The organism is Streptomyces sp. NPDC059201, assembly GCF_042754585.1.
In the GTDB taxonomy this organism is placed as follows: domain Bacteria; phylum Actinomycetota; class Actinomycetes; order Streptomycetales; family Streptomycetaceae; genus Streptomyces.
Genome location: NZ_JBHZBB010000003.1, coordinates 711,601 through 727,414, shown reverse-complemented (window position 1 = coordinate 727,414; position 15,814 = coordinate 711,601). Strand labels below are relative to the sequence as shown.

Below are 15,814 nucleotides of genomic sequence, written 5' to 3'. Positions count from 1 at the left end.
CGCCACGCCCGCGCCCTTGATCATCTTTTTCTCCTCTCGTCGGTTCTGATGATCCGGTCGGCGCCCGCGCGCCGGCCTTCCACCGGTCAGCGACGAATGGGGAGGGTGTCCGACGTGCCGTCACGCCGATACGTACAGGGGTGGGGAGCGCTCTCCCTCGCCATCGGGGCCGTACTCGTCACCACCGCCTCGGCACAGTCCCCTGCCCCCGGCCGCGCGGGTGTCGCGGCGGCACCGGGGCCCGTCGTCGTCGCGGTCGGCGCCTGCTCCGGCACCGCCGGCCTCTGCCGGGTGCCCCACGCCCCCGTGGCCCTGGACGCCCCCGCCACCGTCACCCTGCCCGCCGCCGCCACCGGCCCCGTCGACCTCGCCCTGCGCACCCCGGGACGGCTCGCCGACGTGACCGTCACCGACCGGCGCGGGCGCCGGATCGCCGGGAGCACCGGCCCGGACGGCACCCGCTGGACCAGCGAGGCCGCGCTGCCCGCCGGAGGCACGTACACGGCGCGTCTCGTCCTGGAGGAGAGCGGCCCGGACGGCCCCCGCGGCCGGGTCGTCCGGCTCGCCGTCCGCACCGCGAAGGCCCCGGCGGGGGAGCGGCTCACCGTCGCCTTCGGCCCCGGCGAGAGCGAGGGCGGCGGCGACGGCGACGGTGGGGGAGGGCGTACGTACGGGGTGGGGCAGCCGGTCACCGCCGAGCTCAGCCACCCCGTGCCGCGCGGCGATCCGGCCGCCCGCCGGGTCGTCGAACGCGCCCTGGTGGTGCGCGGCGAGCCCCGCGTCGAGGGGGCCTGGCACTGGGTGGACGCCGACACCCTGCACTACCGACCGCGCGCCTACTGGCCCGCCGGCGCCACCGTCCGGGTCCGTGCCGCACTCGACGGAGTCCGTGTCACCGACCGTCTGCACGGCGGCCGCTCACGGCCCCTCACCTTCTCCACCGGCGCCCGGGTGGAGGCCGTCACCGACGTCGCCGCCCATGAGATGCGGGTCTACCGCGACGGGCGGCTGCTGCGCGTCATCCCCGTCACGACCGGCAAGCGGGGCTTCCGTACCAGGGTCGGCACCAAGGTCGTCCTCGGCAAGGAGTCCATGGTCCGGATGCGGGGCGACTCCATCGGCATCGCGCGCGGCAGCCGCGAGTTCTACGACCTCAAGGTGCGCTGGGCCACCCGGGTGACGTGGAGCGGCGAGTACCTGCACGCCGCGCCCTGGTCCCTGGACGCGCAGGGCAGCGCCGATGTGAGCCACGGCTGCACGGGGATGTCCACGGAGGCCGCCCGCTGGTTCTTCCGTACGGTCAGGGAGGGCGACCTGGTACGGGTCGTCAACGGGTACGGGGAGCTGATGACCCCGTTCGACAACGGCTACGGCGACTGGAACCTCGGCTGGTCCGAGTGGCTGCGCGGCAGCGCGCTCGGCGTCCGCGCGGCCCCTTCCGGCGCGGCGGGAAGTCCGTTGCGGCCCGCACTCTGACGTGCTGGTTCAGCCCCCGGCGCCCGGGCGCGGTGCCCTCGCGCCGTCCGTGCCGTTCGCGCCGGTGGTCCGGTCCTCGTCCGGGCCGGGTGCGGGGGTGCTCGGGGCGGGTTCGCCGAGGAGCAGCCGGGGGCGGCGCTGGAGTCCGGCGCCCACGAGCACGCCGAGGGCGATCGCGGCGACCGTGATCACCGTCCCGACCAGGCTGTTCAGGCCGCCGTCGGTGTCCTTCTCGACGATGATCTCCGAGATGCTGGTGAGCCCGACCGCGCCGGGCACCAGGAGCCAGAAGCAGGGCAGGAAGACGACCTGGTCGGGGGTGCGGGAGCGCTTCTCGATCCAGCCCGCCATCGGCGGCAGGACCGCTCCGGCGGCGAACGCGCCGAAGGTCGCCCCGGCCAGGTCGGAGGCGACCGACTGCACGAGGCGTTCGGCGAGGAGCGCGCCGAGCAGCCAGCCGATGACCCGGGGAGGGGCGGAGAAGTACAGCAGGAAGCCGAAGCCGAGCAGCAGCACCCCCACCCAGGGCGCCCACGCGCCGAGAGGCTCGGCGGCCTTCCCTGCGGCGGGGTGGGGCCGCAGCAGTTCGGAGCCGACGAGGATGCCCAGCGAGAGCAGCAGCAGGACGCTCACCGCGCCGGCCAGCCGGGACAGCCCGGACAGCGCGGCCCCGGTGGCGAGTTCGATGGCGCCGAGCGTGAGCGCCGCACCGGGCAGGAAGGCGATGAGCGGCGGGATGTAGAGCACGGCGGGGTTCTCGTGGAGGAGGGGGCCCGCCCAGCGCAGCGCGGCGGCCGTGACGAGGATGGCCGCGACCACCGGCAGCGCGGTACGGGCGGCGGGCAGCCGGTCGCCGAACAGGCGCAGCAGGCCGACGCCCGCGCCGAGCACCGCGTACCCGACGACGGCCGGCACGGTCGCGTGCCGCATCGTGCCGAGACCGACCGTCAGCAGCACGTACCCGAAGACCGTGGCGGTCGGGCTGAACCGGTCCGGCCGCTCCCGGTTCTCCCGCAGCGCCCGCCGCACCTCGTCGAACGGCACTTCCTCCGCGAGCATCCGGCCGACCAGCGCCTGGAGCGACTCCACCTGGTCGAGCCGCAGGTCGGGGCCCTCGACCGGGGCGAAGTCGAGTTCGCCGCCGCGGCCGTCGGGCCCGCCGCCGACCCGGACGAAGAGCCCGGTGGGGACGACGAAGCAGCGCGCCCGGGTGCCGTAACGGGCGGCGATGTCGTGCAGCGTCCGCTCGACCTCCGAGCTGCGCTCGGCGGCCCGCAACAGGTCGGAGCCGAGCTCGCAGAGCAACGAGGCGAGGTCCCGGAGCCGCTCCCGGCCGGCGGTCTCGTCCTCCGGCAGAGTGACCGTGCCGGTGCGCCGCCGGGGCCGCAGAGCCGCCGCGCGCCGCGCGAGCCCGCGCACATCGAATCGGGACAAAAGGCGCATTCGTGAACGTTAGCAGCGGAAGGGGAGGGGAGTGGGGGCGTGGGTGCGTGGGCGACGGGGCGTCAGCTCCCGCCCCTGGCGGCCGGTCTCGCCTGGCGCCAGGGGGGGCTGCCGCCCGGTCTCGCCTGGCGGCCGGTCTCGCCTGCGGCGCGAAAACGGTTCGCCCGCCTTCACCCCTGCTGCGAGCATGATCGGATGAACGACAGGACCCCCACCCCCGAGGAGCGTGACCGCCTCCTCTCCGAGGCCGTCGCCCTCCGCTCCGGAGACGGCAAGGAAGAGGCCCGCGTACGGCTGGTCGCGCTCGCCGGGCGCCTCCCCGGCGACGCCGAGGTCGCCTACCAGACCGCCTGGGCCCACGACGTGCTCGGCCTGGAGGCCCAGGCCGTGCCCTACTACGAGACCGCGCTCGCCGACACCGGCAGCGGCAGCGGCAGCGGCACCGGCACTGGCACGGGCACCGGCCTCACCGCCGACGACCGGCGCGGCGCCCTCCTCGGCCTCGGCAGCACCTACCGGACCCTCGGCCGGTACGAGGACGCTGCCGCGCTGCTCGAACGGGCCGCGGCCGAGTTCCCCGAGGACGGCGCCCTGCGCGCCTTCCTCGCGATGGCCCTCTACAACACCGGCCGCCACCACGACTCCGTACGGCTGCTCCTGACCCTCCTCGCCGCCACCAGCGAGGACCCGTCCGTACGGACGTACCGCGCGGCCATCGAGCACTACGCGCGGGACCTCGACGCGATCGAGTGACTGCCGCACCGCCGGCGTGCGATTGAGGGGGGGCGGTCAGTCGTTCACCGCGGTCAGGAGCACCACGCAGTCCTCCACCGCGGTCAGCCCGTGGCGCTCCTTGGGGATCATCCGCAGCGCGCCCGCGGCCAGTTCGTCCGCCCAGCCGTGGGTGGTCAGCCGCACCCGGCCGCTCAGCACCTGGAGGCTCGCCGCCGGGGGAGCGTTGTGCTCGTCCAGGGCCGTGCCGGCCTTCAGTGCGATCACGGTCTGCCGCAGCACGCCGTCGTGCAGCACCAGATGGGCGCTGCGCCCGTGTGGGGCCGTGCGGGCGGCGGCCAGGTGCTCGTCGGCGAGGGCGGTGAGGTCCAGGTTCATACCCCCCAGCCTCCCGACTGCGTACGAGGACGCAACTCGGGGCGCGGGCCCGGCTCACCCCGCCGGCAGCAGCGCCCCCGTGAGGTGGTCGTACGCCACGTGCGCGTGGAGCCGGACACCGGTCACGAGGGTGTCGTCGTCGGCGTAGAAGTGCGGGTTGTGGTTGGTGACGAGACCGCGTCCGCCCTCCTCCGGCACCGGCAGCCCGTCCGGGCCCGGCGTCGCGTCCTGGACGCCGAGCATCACGTACAGCCCGCCGAAGCGTGCGATGAACTCGGAGACGTCGTCGTAGCCGAGGGTCGCCCCGGTCTCGGTGACCCGCTCCTCGCCCACCACGCGGCGGAAGGTCGGTAGCCCCGCCGCCACCCACGGCCCGGTGTTGTGCACCGGCGGCACCGGCTGGAGGTACGCGACCTCGGCCGTCGCCCCGTACGCCGCCGCCGAGTGCTCGGCCAGCCGCTGGAGCCGCTCGCGCACCCCCGCCATGTCGGACTCCACGGCGCAGCGGATCGTGCCCCAGAGGGTCACCGTCTGGCCGATGATGTTGAACCGGCCGACGTCCTCGACGTGCCCGATGGTGACGGTCACCGGGTCGAAAGCGGACACCTGCCGGTACAGCTGCCCGATCCCCGTGAGCACCGCTCCGGCGGCGGGCATCGGGTCGACGCCCTGCCACGGCGTGGAGCCGTGCACCTGCTTGCCGTCGATCGTGATCCGGACCAGCACCGAGGCCCCGTACTGGTTGCCGACCCGGTAGCCCACGTACCCCTTCGGGTACGGCGTCACGTGCATCCCGAAGGCCATCGTCGGCACCGGGTCGGCGAAGGCGCCCGCGTCGACCATGGCGAGCGCGCCGCCGGTCTCGGTCACCGGCGGCCCCTCCTCGGCCGGCTGGAAGACGAACAGGACCGTGCCCGGCAGCCGGTCGCGCACCCCCGCCAGCACCGTCGCCGCGCCCATCAGCATCGCCGTGTGGCAGTCGTGGCCACAGGCGTGCGAGACGGGGAACGGGCCGCCCGGATAGTCCGCGTCCACGACCGTCGAGGCGAAGTCGACCCCGCACAGGTCCTTCACCGGCAGGGCGTCCGTGTCCGCCCGCAGCGCCACCACCCGCCCGCCACCCCCGCCGGCCGTCCCGCGCAGCACGCCCACCACGCCGTGCCCGGCGATGCCGGTGCGGACCTCGTCGAGCCCCAGGCTCCGCAGATGGTCGGCGACCAGCCGGGCCGTCCCCTCCTCCCGGTTGGACAGCTCGGGGTGCCGGTGCAGGTGCCGACGCCAGGCGATCACCTGAGCGGAGGTCTCCTCGGCCAGCCGGTCGAGCTCGCCGTGGACGGGATCGGTGCGGGCGAGGTCCGCCTCGGCCGGGGCGGTGTGTCCGGGCGCGGCGGGGAAGAGGTCGGCGTGGACGGGGTCCTGGGTCATGGGACGTCCTCTCGTGACGGTCGGAGCGTGCCGGGGGCGGGGGTGGGAGAGGGGCGCGCGGGCCAGCGACCGGTGAGGTCGCGGAGCGCGAAGTCCTCGGACAGCGGGACGGAGAGCCCGTTGAGGGCCGCTCTCAGGTTCTTCTCCTCGTACGTGAAGCGCGATTCGACGAGCGCGATCAGCCCGTCCAGCCCGTCCAGCTCGCCGCGCACCCGGCGGGCCTCCTCGGACGAGGTGGCCATGGTGCGCATGATCGCACCGGCGGGGGGTCCGGGGCATGGCTCCGGCGTACGGCCCTGGGGTCACGGCTCCGGGGTACGGCCTCGCGATACGGCTCCGGGGCCGGGCCCGCAGGGTGCGGGAACGGCCCCGGAGGGGGAGCGGTCGGCGGGGGTGCGTCAGCCGGTGAAGACCTCGACGAGGGACCAGATCGCGAGGCCCAGCATGCAGACGCCGCCGACGCGCTGGACGGTCTTGAGCGGCACGCGCTTGGCGATGAAGCGGCCGGCGACCAGCGCCAGGGCGGAGACCGAGGTCAGCGCCAGGAAGGAGCCGATCGCGGTCGACGCGGTGCCGTTGGTGGCGGCGAGGTTGGCGGTGGTGATCTGCGTCAGGTCGCCCCACTCGCTGATGAAGACGGCCATGAACGCGGTGGAGAACACCGGCCAGAAGCCGGTGACGGTCTTGCCGCCCGCGTCGTCGTCCTCGTCGTCGCCCCCGGCCCGCAGCAGGATGAACGCACCGAAGCCGAACATCAGCGCGGAGACGAGTTTGACGATCCAGCCGGGGAGCAGCCCGAGGAGGCTGCCGGCGCCGACGGCGATGGCGACGTGCACCGCGAAGGCCGCGGAGGTGCCGAACCACACGTACAGGGGACGCATGCGCGTGCCCATGGCGAGCGACGCGAACATGGTCTTGTCGGGAAGCTCGGCGAGGAAGATGAGCCCGAAGGCGGTGACGATCGCCAAGGGTTCGAGGTGCATACCGGCGCTCTCTGCTCGGTCCGGGCCCCGTGGCCCCGCACGACACCTCGGTGGGCGACGGGAGGACCACTCGGCCCGGCATGACGGACCACGTCCACGGAGATGTGGACGTGGTGATGCCTGGCCGAAGGTCTCGCCCGTCCGCGTCGTGCGCGGACCCGGTCACCGGGAACCCGGGGGTTCCAGTGTGTCGACGACCGGTTCGCAGAGCTACTCCCCTTCGCTGCCCACCAGTGTAACCGATGGGTCACTCGAGCCGTAGACACTGTCTACGGCTGACTGGTAGACAGTGTCTATGTCTCACTCTGAACCTCAGGATCACGGTCACGGTCACGCTCAGCCTCCGGTCGACGGTGACGGCGAGGGCGAGCGCGGCGGGCTGCGTGAGCGGCTCGTCCGGGCGGGCGTCGCCCTCGTCGACGCCGAGGGGGCCCAGGCGCTGACCCTGCGCGAGATCGCCCGCAGCGCCGGTGTCTCCCACGGCGCGCCCCGCCGCTGGTTCCCCACCCACCTCGACCTGCTCTCGGCCATCGCCCGCGAGGGCTTCGCCGAACTCGCCGCCCGCGTCGCCGAGGCCGACCGGGAGGCCGACCGCACGTCCGCCGGGCCCCGGGCGCGGATCGAGACCCTCACCCGCGTCTACCTCGCGTACGCCGACGAGCGGCGCGGCATGTACGAGCTGATGTTCCGCCACGACCTGCTGGAGAGCGGCCGGCTGGGGCTGCGCGAGACGAGCCTGCCGCTCTTCGCCCGCCTCACGGCCCTCGTCGCCGAGCTGCGCCCCGGCGCCGCCGACCCCGTCACCGCCGCGGGCGCCCTCTGGGCGAACCTCCACGGCCTCGCCCAGCTCCGCCACTGGGGCAGCCTCCCCCTCGCCACCGGATCCGACGACCCCGCGCCCCTCGTCCGCGCCGCCCTCGACGCCCACCTCGGCCCGGCGGAGCCCACCCCGTGAACACCACCACCCACCCCGAGAACACCAGCCCCATCAAGCCCGGTACCCATCCCCGCGCCCGTACCCGCACCCTCGTGTGCAGCGGCACCGGCGCCGCCGTCGTCGCGCTCGACGGCACCGTCCTGACGCTCGCCCAGCCCGCCCTCCAGCGGGACCTGCACGCCGGCGTCGCCCAGGTGCAGTGGACGAGCACCGGCTACCTCGTCGCCGTCGCGAGCCTCCTCGTGCTCGCCGGGCGCCTCGGCGACCGCCACGGCCACCACCGGGTCTTCGCCCTCGGCGCGCTCGGCTTCGCCGCCGCGTCCGCCGGGATCGCGCTCGCCCCCGGCATCGGCGCCGTGGTCCTGCTCCGCGTCCTCCAGGGGGCCTGCGGCGCGCTGCTCCAGCCCGCCACCCTCGGCATGCTCCGTACCGCCTACCCGCCGGACCGGCTCACCGGGCCCATCGCGCTGCGCACCGGCGCCATCGGGCTCGCCGCCGCGGCCGGACCCCTCCTCGGCGGCGCCCTGGTCTCCGCGTACGGCTGGCGCGCCGTCTTCCTGCTCGGCGTGCCGCCGACGCTCGCCGTCGGGCTCCTCGCCCTCACCGTCCGCGAGCCCCGCCGGACGGACCCGCCACGCGCGCGTGCCGGCGGCGATCCGCTCGGCGCGCTGCTGCTCGCCGCCGCGCTCGGCCTCCTCGTCCACGGACTCGTCTCCCTGCCCCAGCCCGGCGCCGGAGGGCGCGCGGCCGTGACCCTCGCCGTCTCCGCGGCGGCCGCGCTCGCCCTCGTACGCCACGAACGGCGGGCCCCGCACCTGCTGCTGCCGCCCGCGCTGCTGCGGAGCCGGCCGGTGGCCGCCGGGCTCGGCGCGCTCCTCGCGGCCTCCGCCGCCCTCTCCGGCACCCTCTTCGTGACCACGTACTTCCTCCAGGAGGTCCAGCGCCTCGACCCGCTCGACGCCGGGCTGCGCTTCCTCCCGCTCGCGGTCCTGATGGTGCTCGGCGCCGCGTTCTGCCCGCCGCTCCAGCGCCGCCTCGGCCCCCGGGGCGCGGCCCTCACCGGCGGCGCTCTGCTCACCGCCGGGGTCGTGGTCCTCGCCCGCCTCGACAGCGGCGCGGGAGCCGTCGCGACCGGCACCGGCGCGGCCCTCCTCGGCGCCGGCTTCGTCACCGTGATGGTCACCGCGACCGCCGCGATCGTCCGCAACGCCCCCGAGGCCCACGCCGGGGTCGCGGGCGGCCTCCAGCAGACCGCCATGAACACCGGCCCCGCCCTCGGCGTCGCCACCGCCGCCCTCCTCCTCGCCCTCGTCCCCGGCGGCGGCTTCGTCCCCGCGCACGGCGCCGCGCTCCCGGCCCTCGCCTGCGTCGCGGGCCTCACCCTGCCTGCCGCGCTCGCCCTCCCCGGGAGGCCCGGCGGCCCGGGAGAGGGGACACGCGGGCCCGCCGCGCGCCGGTCGCGGCGCCCGTTCTGCGTACGATCATGAAATGCACGCAGCGGGTCACCGTCCCCGGCCGCGGCTCGCCACCGCGACGCGGACCCAGGTCAACCTCGGCCGCGCCCTGCCCGTCCTGGTCATGGTCACGGTCGTCGTCCTGGACCTCGTCACGCCCGACTCCGAGCGTGTCGACCGGCTGCTCATCACCGTCCCCGCGCTCGCCGCCGCCACCTGGAGCGTGACCGGCACCATCGGCATGGGCTTCCTCGCGATGGTCCTGAGGGCCCTGCTCGTCCTGGTCCGCGGCGAACCCCTCGCCGCCGAACTCGTCGCGAGCGAGGGCCTCATCCTCGGCATCACCGCCGCCTCCGCCTGGGTCAGCTCGGTCCGCACCCGCTACGAGCGCGACCTCGCCGAGGTCACCGCCGTCGCCGACGTCGTCCAGCGCGTCGTGCTCCGCCCGCTCCCGCCGCGCCTCGGCCCCGTCGAGCTCCACCTGCTGTACGTCGCCGCCGCGGCCAAGGCCCGTATCGGCGGCGACTTCTACGAGGCCGTCCAGATCCCCGGAGCCGTACGGATCATGCTCGGCGACGTCCAGGGCAAGGGCCTCGGAGCCGTCGAGACGGCCTCCGTCCTCCTCGGCGCCTTCCGCTCCACCGCCTACGACGCCCCCGACCTTCCCGCACTGGCCGACCGGCTCGACCAGGGCCTGGCCCGCTACGCCGCCTGGGACCCCGACTCCGACGCGGCCGAACGTTTCGCCACCGTCGTCCTCGTCGAACTCCCCGACGGCAGCGACACCGCCCGCCTCCTCAACTGCGGCCACCCCGCCCCGCTCCTCCAGCACGGCACCCGCGTCACCACCGTGGACGTCACCGAGCCCTCGCTGCCGCTCAACCTCGCCGGGCTCGCCGACTCCCGCCACCAGGTGGAGGAGTTCCCCTTCGGACCCGGCGACCGGCTGCTGCTCTACACCGACGGCGTCAGCGAGACCCGCGACCGCGCCGGCGTCTTCTACCCGCTGGAGGAGCGCGCCCGGCAGTGGTCCGACGCCCCCTCCGAGCAGGTCCCGGAGCTCCTCCACCGCGACCTCGCCGCCTACGGCGACGGCGGCCTGGACGACGACGTCGCCGCACTGCTGGTCGTCCGCACCGCAGGCTCCGCAGGCCCCGCAGGCACCGCTAGGCCCGAGGGCTCCCGCTGACCGCCTGCGGAACGACTCCGTCCGCTCCCAAACGTCGAGTTCGAGGCGGCCTGGGTCGTTCCCGCCCCGTTGCGTGATGCGTGCGCCCTTCGTGCGCTCTGGTCACTCCCTTCCCGATACGTGAGGCTTGCGTGCATCCGTATGACGGACAGTCACACCCCAGTCGAGAGGAACGGGTGCACGTGCCCCAGGACACCCCCATCACCGACGGCCCGTCCGAGGACTTCCCGGGATTCCCCGGGGGCGGGTCGGCCCTCACCGAGGCCGACGCGGACCGTGTCACCGCCGACGGCCTGTGGGCCTCCGGCGGCACCGTCCACCCCGACGCCGTCCGCTTCGGCCAGACCGTCGTCACCGCCCTCCTCACCGACGGGCCGCTCGCGGAAGGGGCGCTCCCCGCCGGACTCGCCGAGCGGATCGCCCGGGTGCGCGGCCTGGCCCTGCCCGGCTACCACCGGATCGAGACCATCGACGGCCACCGCCTCTCCGCCTTCAGCCTGCGGCAGCTCGCCCCCGGCCCGCACCCGCTCGTCGTCGTCCCCTCCGGCTGGACCCCCTTCGGCTGGGGCCTCTTCCCCGGCCTGTACATCGCCCTCGCCCTGCGCGGCTACCACGTCCTCGCCTACACCCCGCGCGGCCTCGGCATCCCCGGCCTCCCCACCACCTCCGAGGGGTACGTGGACGTGGCGGGCCCGCACGACGTGGCCGACGGCTCGACCGTCGTCGACTTCGGCATCGAGCGGTTCGCCCCGGCCGTCACCGGCTTCCTGGGCGAGTCCTACGGCTCCGGCATCAGCCAGCTCGTCGCCGCCCACGACGAGCGCGTCGCCGCCGTCGTCGCCCTCAGCACCTGGGGCAACCTCGCCACCAGCCTCTACGAGAACAGGACCCGCCACCTCGCCGCCGTCAAGGCCCTCATCGGCTTCACCGGCGGGCCCGTGGAGGAGAAGTTCGACGAGGAGAACCGCGCGATCCTCGACGACTTCCTCAACGACCGGAACCTCGACGCCGTCGTCCGCTGGGGCGAGCGGCGCTCCCCGGAGACGTACACCGACCTCACCGACGACAACGGCACGCCCACCTTCTACTCGAACACCTGGCACGAGAGCCTCTTCGCGGTCAACGAGGCCGTCGACACGTTCGAACGCCTCAACGTCCCCAAGCGCCTCAACCTGTGGATCGGCGACCACGCCGCCCCCGAGGGCGCCGGTCTTCTCGGCAGCACGTTCGGCGCCCCCGACCCGGTGCTGGACGAGGCGTACGCCTGGCTCGACCACCATCTCAAGGGCGAGCGCAACGGCGTGGAGGAGTGGGACGAGGTCTGTAGCCAGATCATGTTCACGTACGTCACCGAGCCCGCTGCCGACCCGGCCGGCGGTCAGCCCAGCGGCGCCCGGGGGATCGTCGAGCCCGCCGTCCGCGAATCCCGCCCGACCTGGCGGGACGTCACCGTCGGCCACGAGGTCCTCGGCCTCACCGGCGACGGCGCGGGCGGCACCGACGGCCGGCTCGTCCCCGCAGAGGAGGCCGGGACGACCACCGGATGGCGCCGCACCTTCCTCGCCGGCGTGGACACCGAGGCCACCGCGATGGGCGAACTGCTCAGGACCGGCCAGGCCGAGTGGAAGGGCAACCCCAAGATCTACGACACCCACAAGATCGACCGGCGGCACGCCCTCGCCTGGACCACCGACCCCCTCGTCGCCGCCGACGGCGGCTCCGTCGGGCGGCGCGTCCGCGGCGTCCCGAGGCTCCGCCTCACCGTCCGCTCCACCGCGACCTCGGCCGGCCTCATCGCCCACCTCTTCGACGTAGCCGAGGACGGCACGGCCCGCATCATCACCCACGAGCCGCTGAACGTCTATGACCTGACGGTTGATCAGGACACCACCGTCACCTGGCGCCTCCAGGCCGCCGCGTACGACATCCCCGCCGGCCACCGCCTGATGCTCGTCGTCGACAGCAAGGACCCGCTGTACGGGGACGCCTCCGTCACCTGGACGCAGACCGAAATCGGCTCACCGCCCGAGGCCGCCTCGTTCCTCGAACTGCCCCTGGGCTGAATCCCCCACGGGATACGCCTCGTGGTGGACGCGGCGCCCGGGGGAGTGCTCCTAGCGTGACCCGCATGAAGCGACTCACCCGGGCGGCCGCGGCCGCCGTCCTCGCCTGCTCCCTCGCCCTGTCGGGCGGCATCGCGGTCGCCACCACACCGGATCCGGCGCCCACTTCGGCACCGACTTCGGGACCGGCCTCGGCACCGGCCTCGGCATCGGCCTCGACGGCGAAGCCGTTCACGCTGCCCGCGCCGACCGGACCGCACCCCGTGGGCAGCACCGTCCTGCCGCTCGTCGACCGTTCGCGTACGGACCCCTGGGTGCCGACGGCCGACGGACGGCGGCTGATGGTCACCGTCCACTACCCGGCCGCACGCGCCGGCGGCGGACCCCGCGCCCCGTACGCGACCCGCGAGGAGGCGCGCCGCCTGGCCGAGGGGCTGGGCGTGGGGGCCGCGATGCCGGCGGACGTCCTGGCCGCCACCCGGACCCACAGCAGGACCGACGTCCGCCCCGCACCCGGACGCCGGCCGCTCGTCCTGCTCTCGCCGGGCTTCTCCGTCTCCCGCTGGACGCTCACCCACCTCGCCGAGGACCTCGCCTCGCGCGGCTATGTCGTCGCCTCCGTCGACCACGCCTATGAGTCGTACGGGATCACCGTCCCCGGCGGCGAGACGCTGGGCTGCGTCGCCTGCACCGCCCTCGACGAACAGGGCGTCCCCGCAGACGTCGTGACCGCGACCCGGGCCGCCGACATGCGTTTCGTCCTGGACCGGCTCACCGGCCCCGCGCCCGCGTGGCGGCACGCCCGAGTGATCGACGCCCGCCGGATCGGCATGGCCGGCCACTCCATCGGCGGCGCGAGCGCGGCCACCACGATGGTCGCCGACCGCAGGGTCGACGCGGGCGTGAACATGGACGGCGCCTTCTGGGAGGAGCTTCCGGCCGAGGGGCTGCGGGGCCGTCCCTTCCTGATGCTCGGCACCCACGACGAGGTCCATCTGCCAGGCGGCCTCGACACCACCTGGGACCGGATCTGGCCGCGGCTCGACGGGTGGAAGCGCTGGCTCACGGTCGCCGGATCGGCGCACTCGACCTTCTCCGACTTCCCCCTGGCCGAGCGCCACTTCGGCCTGCCCCGCCCGGAACTCGCGCCCGAGCGGGCTCTCCTCCTCACCCGCACCTATGTGGCGGCCTTCTTCGACCGCCACCTGCGCGGAGCCTCGGAAGGACCGCTCGGCGGGCCGACCCCGGACCACCCGGAGGTCCACTTCCAGAACCCGTGACCTCCGGAGCGCCGTAGCGCCGGAGGCCGGCTTTTGACTCAGCCGCGGTACGCCGGGATGTGGGCGGCCGCCCAGTCGGCCAGCTCACGGGAGCAGGCGGCGACCGACTCGCGCCAGGTGCGGTCGGCGCCGTCGCCGGCCTCGTCGCTCACGTGCTTCACGATCCGCAGCGGCACCCCGGCGAGCTCCGCGGCGGCGGCCAGCGCGTACCCCTCCATGTCGACCAGCGGGGCCCGCTCGGCCAGCCGGGCGCGGGCGGCCTCGTCGGAGATGAAGGCGTCCCCGGTGGCGAGGACCACGTCGCCGCCGTCGGGGAGCGCGATCGGCGCTCCGTACGTCTCGCCGGTCAGCGTCGCGAGGAGCTCGCCGTCCAGGTCGTGCTGGACGACCGTGCCGACGACGTGCGTGCCCGTCCAGCCGGGGCGCAGGGCGCCGGCGGTGCCGAGGTTGACGACGCCCGAGGGGCGCGGTCCGCGGGCCAGGGCGGTGGCGAGCGCGGTCGCCGCGTTCACCTTGCCCATGCCGGTGAGGAGCACGGGCAGCGCGGTGTCGAGGAACTGCGCCTCCTCCTTGACGGCGAGGACGAGCAGCGGACGGTCGGAGGTGATCTCTCCCAGGAGTTCCATGGGCCCCACGCTAATTCGCCCGCCCCTGGGCCGTACAGCCGGTACGTGGTGCGGTGGGGTGGGGAGGGCGGGTAGGGGAACGGGGGATGGGTGGAACAGGGGATGGGGCTGGGTCAGCCGAGCGAGCGGCTGCGCTCGGCCAGTGCCTCGCCGAGGACGCGCAGGGCCTTCGGGCCCACGCCGTGCAGGGCGGCGAGTTCGGCCGCCGGGACGTCCGCGAGCTGGTCGAGCCGGGTGTAGCCGGCGGCGACCAGGGCCCGGGTCGCGGGCGCGCCGACACCGCGCGGGAAGTCGGTCCCTGGTCGGTCGGATCCGGTCGTGGCCATGGCTCGATCGTGCCACGGGCGGGGTGGCTCCGCCCGCGGCTCAGACCGGGAGCAGGCGGCCGATCAGTTCGCCGAGCTGACGGGCGTTGCGGCAGGGGCGCATGTCCACCAGCTCCGCGTAGAGCGGGGCCACCGAGTCGCCCGTGCCCCACAGCGCGGGCTGCTCGGGGTTGAGCCAGTGGACCCGGCGGGCCCGCTCCGCGATCAGCCGCAGCGACTCCGGGCGGGGGTCGGCGCGGTTGGTCCTGGCGTCCCCGAGGACGAAGACGACCGTGCGCGGCCCGAGCACGTCCGCGTACCGCGCGACGAACTCGTCGAGCGCCGTCCCGTAGTCGCTCTGCCCGTGCCAGCCGGTCAGCCGGGCCTCCGCGAGGATCCGCTCGCCGAGCCCCGCCGGGTCCGCCGTGCCCTGGGCGAGGAGGCCGGTCACCTCGTCGACCCGGTTGACGAAGGCGAAGACCCGTACCCGGCTGAACTGGTCGTGCAGGGCACGTACCAGCACCATCGTGAACTGCGCGAACCCGGCCACCGAACCGGACACGTCGCAGAGCAGCACCAGCTCCGGGCGCCCTGGGCGGCGCCGGCGCAGCACCGGCCGCACGGGCACGCCGCCGGTCGACAGCGAACCCCTCAACGTGCGGCGCAGATCGATCTCGCCGCGCGAGGCCCGCCGCCTGCGGGCCGCGAGCCGGGTCGCCAGCTTCCGCGCCAGCGGCCGTACCGTCCGGCGCAGCTCGTCCAGCTGCTCGCGTCCGGCGAGCAGGAAGTCCACCCGGTCCGCCGTCCCGGCGACCGCCCGGCGGGCCACCTCGTCACGGCCCTGCCGCTCGGCGACCCGCCGCCGCGCCTCGGTCCGCACCCGCTCGCGGAAGCCCTCGATCGCCCGCCGGATCTCGTCGTCGAGCAGCCGGTCGGTGAACTCGGGATCCTGCCCGGCGGCCGTGCGCGCGGCCCGCACCCGGGCCAGGAGGGTCTCGGGGCGGAGCCGGGAGAGCGTCTGGTACGAGGACCAGCCGTCGCCCCCGGGGCCGGAACCGTAGCCGCCGAGACCGGCCACCGCCTCGGCCGCGAGCCGGTCCAGGAGGGCGGCGTCACCGGCGGCGAGGGCGTCCGCGATCCGCGCGCGCAGCCCGGCGAGGCCGTCCCCGCCGCCGTTCCTGCCGCCGTCCCCGCCTCCGTCCTCGACCGCGTGCTGCCCGGGGCCGGTCACGGTCGCCGGGAAGTACAGGTCGAAGACCCGGTCGAAGACGCGGCGCTGCCGCTCCCCGTGCAGCAGGGTCGCGGCGAGCGCCTCCCGCATCCGCTCCCGGTCGGCGAACCCCACCGCCTCCAGCGCCAGCCCGGCGTCGACCGTCTCTCCGGTGCCGATGCCGAAACCGTGGTCGCGCAGCGCCGCCACGAGCCCGGTCAGACGCGCGACGGGCCCGTCGCCCCGCGCGGTCCCGGTGCCGGTGCCGGTGCCGGTGCCGGCGCTGGGGTCGTTGCCGGTGTCGGCTGCTCCT

General features: G+C 75.2%; 15 protein-coding genes. 7 read left to right on the top strand and 8 right to left on the bottom strand.

Features of this window, described 5'->3' with window-relative positions; all coding sequences use genetic code 11:
- Nucleotides 1-114 precede the first annotated feature (114 nt).
- Complete coding sequence (locus tag ACFXMG_RS13560; protein ID WP_383817915.1) at nt 115-1,476, top strand: Ig-like domain-containing protein; 1,362 nt, start codon at nt 115-117, stop codon at nt 1,474-1,476.
- A 9-nt stretch (nt 1,477-1,485) separates the two neighbouring features.
- Here the strand turns inward: ACFXMG_RS13560 and ACFXMG_RS13555 are convergent, their stop codons facing one another.
- Entirely contained in the window at nt 1,486-2,919 is a 1,434-nt protein-coding gene (locus tag ACFXMG_RS13555; RefSeq protein ID WP_383817913.1) for a threonine/serine exporter ThrE family protein, read from the bottom strand.
- Between the two features lie 195 nt (nt 2,920-3,114).
- Between ACFXMG_RS13555 and ACFXMG_RS13550 the strand changes: the two genes are divergently transcribed.
- Nucleotides 3,115-3,672 (top strand): tetratricopeptide repeat protein, encoded by a 558-nt coding sequence (locus ACFXMG_RS13550; RefSeq protein ID WP_383817911.1) that lies wholly within the window; start codon nt 3,115-3,117, stop codon nt 3,670-3,672.
- 36 nt (nt 3,673-3,708) lie between these two features.
- On the opposite strand, the gene ACFXMG_RS13545 is transcribed toward ACFXMG_RS13550, so the two are convergent.
- The 4 genes from ACFXMG_RS13545 to ACFXMG_RS13530 form a co-directional block, all read right to left on the bottom strand.
- On the bottom strand, nt 3,709-4,029 hold the full coding sequence (locus ACFXMG_RS13545; protein ID WP_383817909.1) for a cupin: 321 nt from the start codon (nt 4,027-4,029) through the stop codon (nt 3,709-3,711).
- Between the two features lie 54 nt (nt 4,030-4,083).
- Nucleotides 4,084-5,454, bottom strand: a complete 1,371-nt coding sequence (locus ACFXMG_RS13540) for a M20 family metallopeptidase (RefSeq protein WP_383817907.1) — start codon at nt 5,452-5,454, stop codon at nt 4,084-4,086.
- On the bottom strand, nt 5,451-5,696 hold the full coding sequence (locus tag ACFXMG_RS13535) for a hypothetical protein (RefSeq protein ID WP_383817905.1): 246 nt from the start codon (nt 5,694-5,696) through the stop codon (nt 5,451-5,453). The genes ACFXMG_RS13540 and ACFXMG_RS13535 overlap by 4 nt, the downstream gene beginning before the upstream one ends.
- A gap of 156 nt (nt 5,697-5,852) precedes the next feature.
- On the bottom strand, nt 5,853-6,437 hold the full coding sequence (locus ACFXMG_RS13530; protein WP_383817904.1) for a TMEM165/GDT1 family protein: 585 nt from the start codon (nt 6,435-6,437) through the stop codon (nt 5,853-5,855).
- A gap of 295 nt (nt 6,438-6,732) precedes the next feature.
- On the opposite strand from ACFXMG_RS13530, the gene ACFXMG_RS13525 reads away from it, so the two are divergent.
- From ACFXMG_RS13525 to ACFXMG_RS13505, 5 genes are all read left to right on the top strand, one after another.
- Nucleotides 6,733-7,392 (top strand): TetR/AcrR family transcriptional regulator, encoded by a 660-nt coding sequence (locus tag ACFXMG_RS13525; protein WP_383817902.1) that lies wholly within the window; start codon nt 6,733-6,735, stop codon nt 7,390-7,392.
- Nucleotides 7,389-8,861, top strand: coding sequence for an MFS transporter (locus ACFXMG_RS13520; protein WP_383817900.1), 1,473 nt, complete (start codon nt 7,389-7,391; stop codon nt 8,859-8,861). The genes ACFXMG_RS13525 and ACFXMG_RS13520 overlap by 4 nt, the downstream gene beginning before the upstream one ends.
- Nucleotide 8,862: 1 nt before the next feature.
- On the top strand, nt 8,863-10,017 hold the full coding sequence (locus ACFXMG_RS13515) for a PP2C family protein-serine/threonine phosphatase (RefSeq protein WP_383817898.1): 1,155 nt from the start codon (nt 8,863-8,865) through the stop codon (nt 10,015-10,017).
- A 182-nt stretch (nt 10,018-10,199) separates the two neighbouring features.
- Nucleotides 10,200-12,080 (top strand): CocE/NonD family hydrolase C-terminal non-catalytic domain-containing protein, encoded by a 1,881-nt coding sequence (locus ACFXMG_RS13510; protein WP_383817896.1) that lies wholly within the window; start codon nt 10,200-10,202, stop codon nt 12,078-12,080.
- 65 nt (nt 12,081-12,145) lie between these two features.
- Nucleotides 12,146-13,360: an alpha/beta hydrolase family protein gene (locus ACFXMG_RS13505; protein ID WP_383817895.1), complete on the top strand. Its 1,215-nt coding sequence runs from the start codon at nt 12,146-12,148 to the stop codon at nt 13,358-13,360.
- 38 nt (nt 13,361-13,398) lie between these two features.
- Here the strand turns inward: ACFXMG_RS13505 and ACFXMG_RS13500 are convergent, their stop codons facing one another.
- The 3 genes from ACFXMG_RS13500 to ACFXMG_RS13490 all read right to left on the bottom strand — a co-directional run bounded on the left by ACFXMG_RS13500 (nt 13,399) and on the right by ACFXMG_RS13490 (nt 15,723).
- Nucleotides 13,399-13,986: a nucleosidase gene (locus ACFXMG_RS13500; protein WP_383817894.1), complete on the bottom strand. Its 588-nt coding sequence runs from the start codon at nt 13,984-13,986 to the stop codon at nt 13,399-13,401.
- Between the two features lie 113 nt (nt 13,987-14,099).
- Entirely contained in the window at nt 14,100-14,312 is a 213-nt protein-coding gene (locus ACFXMG_RS13495; protein WP_383817892.1) for a DNA-binding protein, read from the bottom strand.
- 40 nt (nt 14,313-14,352) lie between these two features.
- Nucleotides 14,353-15,723: a VWA domain-containing protein gene (locus ACFXMG_RS13490; RefSeq protein WP_383818032.1), complete on the bottom strand. Its 1,371-nt coding sequence runs from the start codon at nt 15,721-15,723 to the stop codon at nt 14,353-14,355.
- Between the last annotated feature and the right edge of the window lie 91 nt (nt 15,724-15,814).